The following is a 6,880-nucleotide window of genomic DNA, read 5'->3' on the forward strand; positions in this document are numbered from 1 at the left end:
GGCTTGGCCGCCTCGGGCGCGGGGGTAGGGGCGGGGGCAGAGGCCCCGTCGCCCAGCATCACCACCACCTGACCGCTCTTGACCTCGTCACCGGGTTTGACCAGCACTTTCTCCACCGTGCCGCCCGAGGGGGCGGGCACTTCCATGACGGCTTTGTCGGTCTCGAGCTCGAGGAAGGGCGCTCCAGCCTCGAGCCTGTCGCCTTCCTTCACCAGCACCCCCACCACCACGGCGGAGGCAACGTTGTCGCCCAGCTCGGGTAATTTCAGTTCAGTAGCCATAGTGCTCCTTTCAGTCGCGTCATATGCCGTACGTCCTACGTCTTACGTATCCGGGTCCTCAATTGGCGGACGACGTAAGGCGTAGGGCGCTGCTTTAGCGCTTGTGCGGCGCCTCCCGGTCGGTCTCGATGCCGAGCTTCTTGAAAGCTTCGCTCACGGCCCTGGCGGAGAGCTTGCCCTCGTCCTTGAGGGCCGAGAGGGCAGCCGCGCTGACGTACTTGGCGTCTACCTCGAAGAAATCGCGCAAGGCCTCGCGGGTGTCGCTACGGCCAAAGCCGTCGGTGCCCAGGCTGTGGATGGGGCGCTCGAGGTAGCCCGAGATCAGGTCGGGCAGGGCCTTCATGTAGTCGCTGGCCGCGATGATGGGGCCCTCGGTGGGGTCGAGCATCCGGGCGGCGTAGGGCTTTTCGGGCTTGGCAGTGGGGTTGAGCCGGTTGCGGCGGGCGGTCTCGATGGCGTCGTAGTACAGCGCTTTGTAGCTGGTCACGCTCCACACGTCGGCGGCCACGCCATAGCCTTCCAGCACCTCCGCGGCCTTGATGACCTCGTTCAAGATGGTGCCGCTGCCCAGAAGCTGCACGCGGGCCTTGGGCCGCTTGAGCTCCGACTTCTTGAAGAGGTACAGGCCCTTGAGGATGCCCTCGCGGGTCTGCTCACGCGGTTCGGGCATGGGGGGCTGAGGGTAGTTCTCGTTCATCAGCGTGAGGTAGTAGAAGATATCCTCGCCCTCCTTGTACATGCGCCGCATGCCGTCCTCGAGGATCACCGCCAGCTCGTAGGCGAAGGCCGGGTCGTAGGCGAGCATGTTGGGGATGGGCAGGGCCTGCACGTGGGAGTGGCCGTCCTCGTGCTGCAGCCCCTCGCCGTTGAGGGTGGTGCGCCCGGCGGTAGCCCCCAGCAAGAAGCCCTTGGTGCGCTGGTCGGCGGCGGCCCAGACCAAGTCGCCCACGCGCTGCAGCCCGAACATCGAGTAGTAGATGTAGAAGGGGATGGTGGGGATGCCGTAGTGGACGTAGGCGGTGCCTGCTGCGATGAAGCTGGCCATGGCCCCGGCTTCGTTGATGCCCTCCTGCAGGAGCTGCCCGGTCTTGGACTCGCGGTAGACGGTCACGGTTCCCGCGTCCACGGGCTCGTAGAGCTGGCCCTTGGGGCTGTAGATGCCCACCGAGGAGATCACGCCCTCCATGCCGAAGGTTCGAGCCTCGTCAGGAACGATGGGAACGATGAACTTGCCCACTTCGGGGTGGCGCACCAGCTTGGTGAGCATGCGCACGAAGGCCATGGTGGTGGAGATCTCGCGACCCCCGCTCCCGGCGTAGAACTCCTCGAAGAAGGAGGCATCGGGGGTGTTCAAGGGAGCCGCCCTGACCCGCCGATCGGGGATAAGGCCGCCTAGGGCCTTGCGCCGCTCGAGCATGTACTTCACCTCCGGCGAGTCGGGGCCGGGGTGGTAGAAGGGGGTCTTCTCGAGGTCCTCGTCCGAGACGGGGATGCCCAGGAAGTCGCGGGCCTCCCTGAGGTCGTCGAGGGTGAGCTTCTTGACCTGGTGGGCTACGTTCTTGGCCTGGGCGGTGGGCCCCAGGCCGTAGCCCTTGACGCTGCGGGCGATGATCACGGTGGGGCTGCCCCGGTGCTCGGTGGCCGCCTTGTAAGCGGCGTAGACCTTCTTCTTGTCGTGCCCGCCGCGCGAGAGGGTGAGGATCTCGAGCTCTTCGTCGGTGTAGCCCTCGATCATGGCCTTGAGCTGGGGGGTGTTGAAGAACTTCTCGCGCAGCTCCTTGGCCCCGTAGGCCGCGTAGCGCTGGCTCTCACCGTCGACGAGTTGCTCGAAGCGCTCTAAGAGCACGCCCTCGGTGTCCTTGGCCAGCAGTTCGTCCCAAGCGCTGCCCCACACCACCTTGATCACGTTCCAGCCGTTGCCCCGATAGACCGACTCGAGCTCTTGGATCACCTTGGAGTTGCCGCGCACCGGGCCGTCGAGACGCTGGAGGTTGGCGTTGATGACGAAGATCAGGTTGTCGAGTTCCTCTGTGGCAGCCACCCGCAATGCGCCCAGGGTTTCCACCTCGTCCTGCTCGCCGTCGCCCAGGAAGGCCCAGACCTTGGCGCTGGACCTGGGCTTGAGGCCCCGGTCTTCCAGGTAGCGCATGAAGCGGGCCTGGTAGATGGCCTGCAGCGGCCCCAGACCCATCGAGACGGTGGGGAACTCCCAGTAGTCGGGCATCAGCCAGGGGTGGGGGTAGCTGGTGACGACACGGCCCGGTCCGGGGGTGAGGTCGCGGCGGAACTTGGCCAGGTCGTCCTCGCTGAAGCGCCCCTCCAGGAAGCTGCGGGCGTAGATTCCGGGCGACATGTGACCCTGGTAGAACACCAGGTCGCGGTCCATCCCGGCGTCGGGTCCGCGGAAGAAGTGGTTGAATCCCACTTCCATCAGCTCGGCGATGGAGGCGTAAGTGGCGATGTGGCCCCCGATGCCCTCGGCCTTCTTGTTGGCCTGCTGCACGATGGCGATGACGTTCCAGCGCAGGATGTTGGCGATGCGCTGCTCGAGCTCGGGGTCGCCGGGGTAGGGGGGTTCGTGGTCGGCGGGGATGGTGTTGATGTAGGGAGTGCGCAGCTTGTAGGGCAGCATCACCCCGTGCTTGTAGGCGTAGCGCTCGAGGGCCTCCACCAGCGCCACCACCCGATCGCGCCCGGCGGTGCGCAGCACGTACTCCAAGGACTCGAGCCACTCTTTGGTCTCCAGATCCTCCAGACTGATTTGCTCCTCAGCCGAGAGCCTGGCCCGCGCTTCGATCAGCTCTAGGTCGGATATCATTTTGCTTTCTCCCAAGCTCCAGATTACACCTTGAAACCGGGCTCGAGATGGTGTGCAAAAAATATTTTTTGTTGGATGGAATATGGATAATAGTCGGGCGCGGGTCGTACGCCCTACGCAAAACGCAAGACGCCTTGTTACCCCGGAGTACGCGGAGATCCTGAAGACGTACCCCGAGCCCCTACAGTGAGCCAGCAAGCCCCGGTGGCGGAGGGGAGTGCGGCGGCACTGTCCAACGCTCCAGTTTCCTCCCGCAGCGTCACCGGACGTTCAAATTCGCTCTGCGGCACCCCACCCCACCCGTATAATCCCCCATAGATATGGCGAGACCCGAGAGCGCTCCGGTGGTGCTGGCAGCCGCCCAGACCGATCCCGGACGCAAGCGCGACCTCAACGAAGACGCCGTTCTCTACGAGCTCACACCCTACGGTGGGATCTTCGTTGTGGCCGACGGCATGGGGGGGCACCGCACCGGAGAGGTGGCCTCGAGGCTGGCCGTCGATCACATTGCCGCCAACCTGCGCCAGGACCTGCCCTCGCCGCAGAACCTGGTCAAGGCCTTTGAAGCCGCTAACCGCGAGATCTACAGCGCCGGGCAGGCACCCGAGTCGCGCGGCATGGGTACCACCGCCACCGCCCTCTGGCTCGATTTGCCCTACGCCATTCTGGGACACGTGGGCGACTCGAGGGCCTACCTCTACCGCAAAGGCGAGATGCTCCAGCTCACCAACGACCACTCCTGGGTGGCCGAGCGGGTGCGCCAGGGGGTGCTCACCGAAGCCGAAGCCCGCAACCACCGCTGGCGCAACGTCATCACCAACGCGCTGGGCTCCTTTCCCCAGGTGCGCGTGGACCTCATCGGCCTCAAGGTCGAGCCCGGCGACCTGTTCTTGCTGTGCTCCGACGGCTTGACCAGCGTGCTCGACGACCCCGTCATCGCTGAGGTCTTGCGCAACTATCCCCCCGAGCAGGCCGTGCCCCGCCTCATCGCCCTGGCCAACGAGTGGGGCGGCCCCGACAACATCAGCGTCGTGGTGGCCGCGGTGGGGCCCCACATCCCCAGCCAGCAGCGGCCTTATGCCCTGGCCGTCGAGGCGGCCAGGGGAGGGCCGGTCAGCCTGCAACTGGGCCAGGAGCCCGAGGGGGTCACCACCCAGGTGATCGAGCCGGAAAGACCCAAGGGTTTCTGGCAGCGCTGGAGCACCTGGCTTCTGTTGCTGTTGTGGGGCGGCCTGCTGGCCTACGTGCTCTACAGCCAGTTCGGACCGGGGAAACCGATCGGCCCCTGAGCGGTGGGGGCCTCGAGTGCGGGACAATCCCAAGCCTGCCCCGCGACTGGCCGGGTTTCCTGTGGAAATTGCCGATAGCCATGCTGTTGGCTCTCGACCATCGGCAATCTGTCCCTGCTCGAGCAGGGTAAGCTGGGGGACATGAAAAAAGTACACACCGATCAAGCTCCCCAGGCAGTCGGTCCCTACAGCCAGGCCATCGTGGCGGGTGGGATGGTGTTTTGCTCAGGGCAAATCCCCCTGCGGCCCGATGGCACCCTCGAGGACGGCGACATCGCCGCCCAAACCCACCAGGTCATGCGCAACCTCAAGGCCGTGCTCGAGGCCGCCGGCTCCTCGCTGTCGAAGGTGGTCTCGGCCACCTGCTTCCTGCGCGACATGAACGACTTCGCCGCCTTCAATCAGGTCTACAGCCAGTACCTCAGCGAGCCCTACCCGGCCCGCGTGACCGTGCAGGCCGCCCGCTTGCCCCGTGACGTGGCGGTGGAAGTGGCCTGCATCGCCGTGATCTAGGTGGTCCAGGCCATGAGAATCCTTCACCCCACCGATTTTTCCCCGGCCTCTTACAAGGCCCTCGAGTTTGCCCAGCACCTGCGCGGGCTGATGGGGGGCAGTCTGACCATCCTGCACGCCTATGAACCCCGCTATGCCAGTCCGGCGCAGTTCTTCAGCCGCGAGAACGAGCAGATCTTCCAGCAGGCCGACCTCGAGTGGCAGCGGGCGCTCGAGCAGCAACTCAGGGGCCTGGACCCCTCGGCCCAGACCATCCTCGAGACCGGCAAGCCCATCCCCTGCATCCTGCACCACGCTGCCGAACACGACCTGCTGGTGATGGGCACCCACGGCGAGGACAGCCTCAAGGACCGACTGATCGGCACCACCACCGAACGGGTCATCGCCCAGACGGAAAAGCCGGTGGTGGTGGTCTCCAGGGACACGGCGCTGCGCCGCCTGAGCCACCTGGTGGTGGCCACCGCCCTAGCCGACCCCTCCGAGCGGGCCCTGGGCTTGGCCTACGAGATCGCCACCCGCAGCGACGGCAGCCTGACCCTGCTGCACGTGGTCGAGCCCGGAGCGGTGGATGCCGACCAGGCCCGCCTCCACGCCCTGGTGAGCTACTTCCCCGGCGAGGCCAGGGAGCGCATCCAGGTGGTGGTGCTGCCCTCCTCGAGCCCTGCCGACGAAGCTCTGCTCGACTACGTTACCCGCAACACAGCCAGCGCGCTGTTTATGGGCCGCAGCCGGGGCAGCCGCATCTTCGGCTCAGTGACCCGCAACGTGCTCAACCGGGCCAGGGTGCCGGTTTTCGTTCACCCCTGAGTCAGTTGGACTGAAGGGAGAATTCACCTTCCCTGCGGAGTTGCCTTTCGGGCAGGACAGGGCACGAAGCACGAGCGCGATGGTCGTGCTTAACCATTTCTCCTGTTTCCCTCACTTTGGGCCGCACTAGAATGCGACCCGTGGGGACTGCTGCCCTTCTCTTCCGCCGTAAAACTGGCCTGGGCCTGGCATTGGTCGGGCTGGTATCTTTGTTCTCGGCCTGCACTTCCCCGGCCCCCTCCGCTACTGCTGTAGTCCGTGTGCTGTGGCCCCAATCCCTGGCCCAGGAGATACCCCCCAGTGCCCAGAGCATCGTGGTGACGGTGCGGCCTGCTGGCAGTCAGGTCGTCTACGACACCCTGATCCTCAACAAACCCGCTGCGGAAGGCCGCATCAAGGCCCCGGTGGGCCAGGCGGTGTTCGTGGCCAAGGCTTACGCCCAGGCCGATGGAAAGGGAAGCGTGCTGGCCAAGGGCAGCACGCAACAGGAAATCGTCGCCGGAGAGAAGAACCAGGTCGAGCTAAGCCTGAAGGTGCTCGACCACATCGAAGTCATCCTGGCCAAGAACAACATCGAGGCGGGCGAGGTCACCCAGGCTGTCGCCATAGCCAAGACCGCCTCCGGCAGCCAGATTGATGACCCCGCCTTCACCTTCGCCTGGTCATCCTCGAACACGGCCATCGCCACGGTAAATAGCTCGGGGATCGTGACGGGGGTCGCGCCGGGGGCAGCTCAGATTCGGGCCAGCGAGGTTGACCTCGGTGGCCAGGGCTCGGCTGACCTCACCGTGACCGAGACCATCATCATCGTCGGCAAGGTGGACGAGGGCTTCGACGCCGACAAACCGGCGGGAACGGTGATCGGGGGAGAGGCCCTGGGCAACGACGCCGAGGGCAAGATGGCGCAGCGCAACAGCTTTCTGGTGATGCCGCGACCGGAAAGCGCGGGCTGGGGCCGCATGAGCTACAGTCGGGGCACCCTCGAGCGCGTCACCGGCCTTGGGGCAGTGGTGGACCTCAGCCCGGGGGACATCCAGTTGCCCAGCAACGTCGGTGAAGGCTTCGCCGTGGGCTTCTTCTCCACCCCGGCCCCCACCAACCCCTACGCCAACTCCAACGCCGTGTTCCTGGGCTACGAGGGCCGCGGCCTGGGGGGCTACTACCTCGGGGTG

The 6,880-nt window shown here is 65.8% G+C and carries 6 protein-coding genes; 4 read left to right on the plus strand and 2 right to left on the minus strand.

What is annotated here, in order from left to right; translation table 11 throughout:
• Window positions 1-281 (minus strand): biotin/lipoyl-containing protein (locus Mrose_RS17320; RefSeq protein WP_338025238.1); only part of this gene is annotated, 281 nt, incomplete at its 3' end.
• Window positions 282-375: 94 nt separating this feature from the next.
• Window positions 376-3,099 (minus strand): pyruvate dehydrogenase (acetyl-transferring), homodimeric type, encoded by a 2,724-nt coding sequence (gene aceE / locus Mrose_RS17325; protein ID WP_119280402.1) that lies wholly within the window; start codon window positions 3,097-3,099, stop codon window positions 376-378.
• A 320-nt stretch (window positions 3,100-3,419) separates the two neighbouring features.
• On the opposite strand from aceE, the gene Mrose_RS17330 reads away from it, so the two are divergent.
• The 4 genes from Mrose_RS17330 to Mrose_RS17345 form a co-directional block, all read left to right on the plus strand.
• A complete protein-coding gene (locus tag Mrose_RS17330) occupies window positions 3,420-4,388 on the plus strand; it encodes a Stp1/IreP family PP2C-type Ser/Thr phosphatase (protein WP_119280404.1) in 969 nt (322 codons plus the stop codon).
• Between the two features lie 141 nt (window positions 4,389-4,529).
• Window positions 4,530-4,901, plus strand: a complete 372-nt coding sequence (locus Mrose_RS17335; RefSeq protein ID WP_018465479.1) for a RidA family protein — start codon at window positions 4,530-4,532, stop codon at window positions 4,899-4,901.
• A gap of 12 nt (window positions 4,902-4,913) precedes the next feature.
• Complete coding sequence (locus Mrose_RS17340) at window positions 4,914-5,708, plus strand: universal stress protein (RefSeq protein ID WP_147371713.1); 795 nt, start codon at window positions 4,914-4,916, stop codon at window positions 5,706-5,708.
• A 140-nt stretch (window positions 5,709-5,848) separates the two neighbouring features.
• The coding region (locus Mrose_RS17345; RefSeq protein ID WP_182482892.1) for an Ig-like domain-containing protein at window positions 5,849-6,880 on the plus strand (1,032 nt) is incomplete at its 3' end.

It is taken from the genome of Calidithermus roseus, from assembly GCF_003574095.1.
GTDB classification, from domain to species: Bacteria; Deinococcota; Deinococci; order Deinococcales; family Thermaceae; genus Calidithermus; species Calidithermus roseus.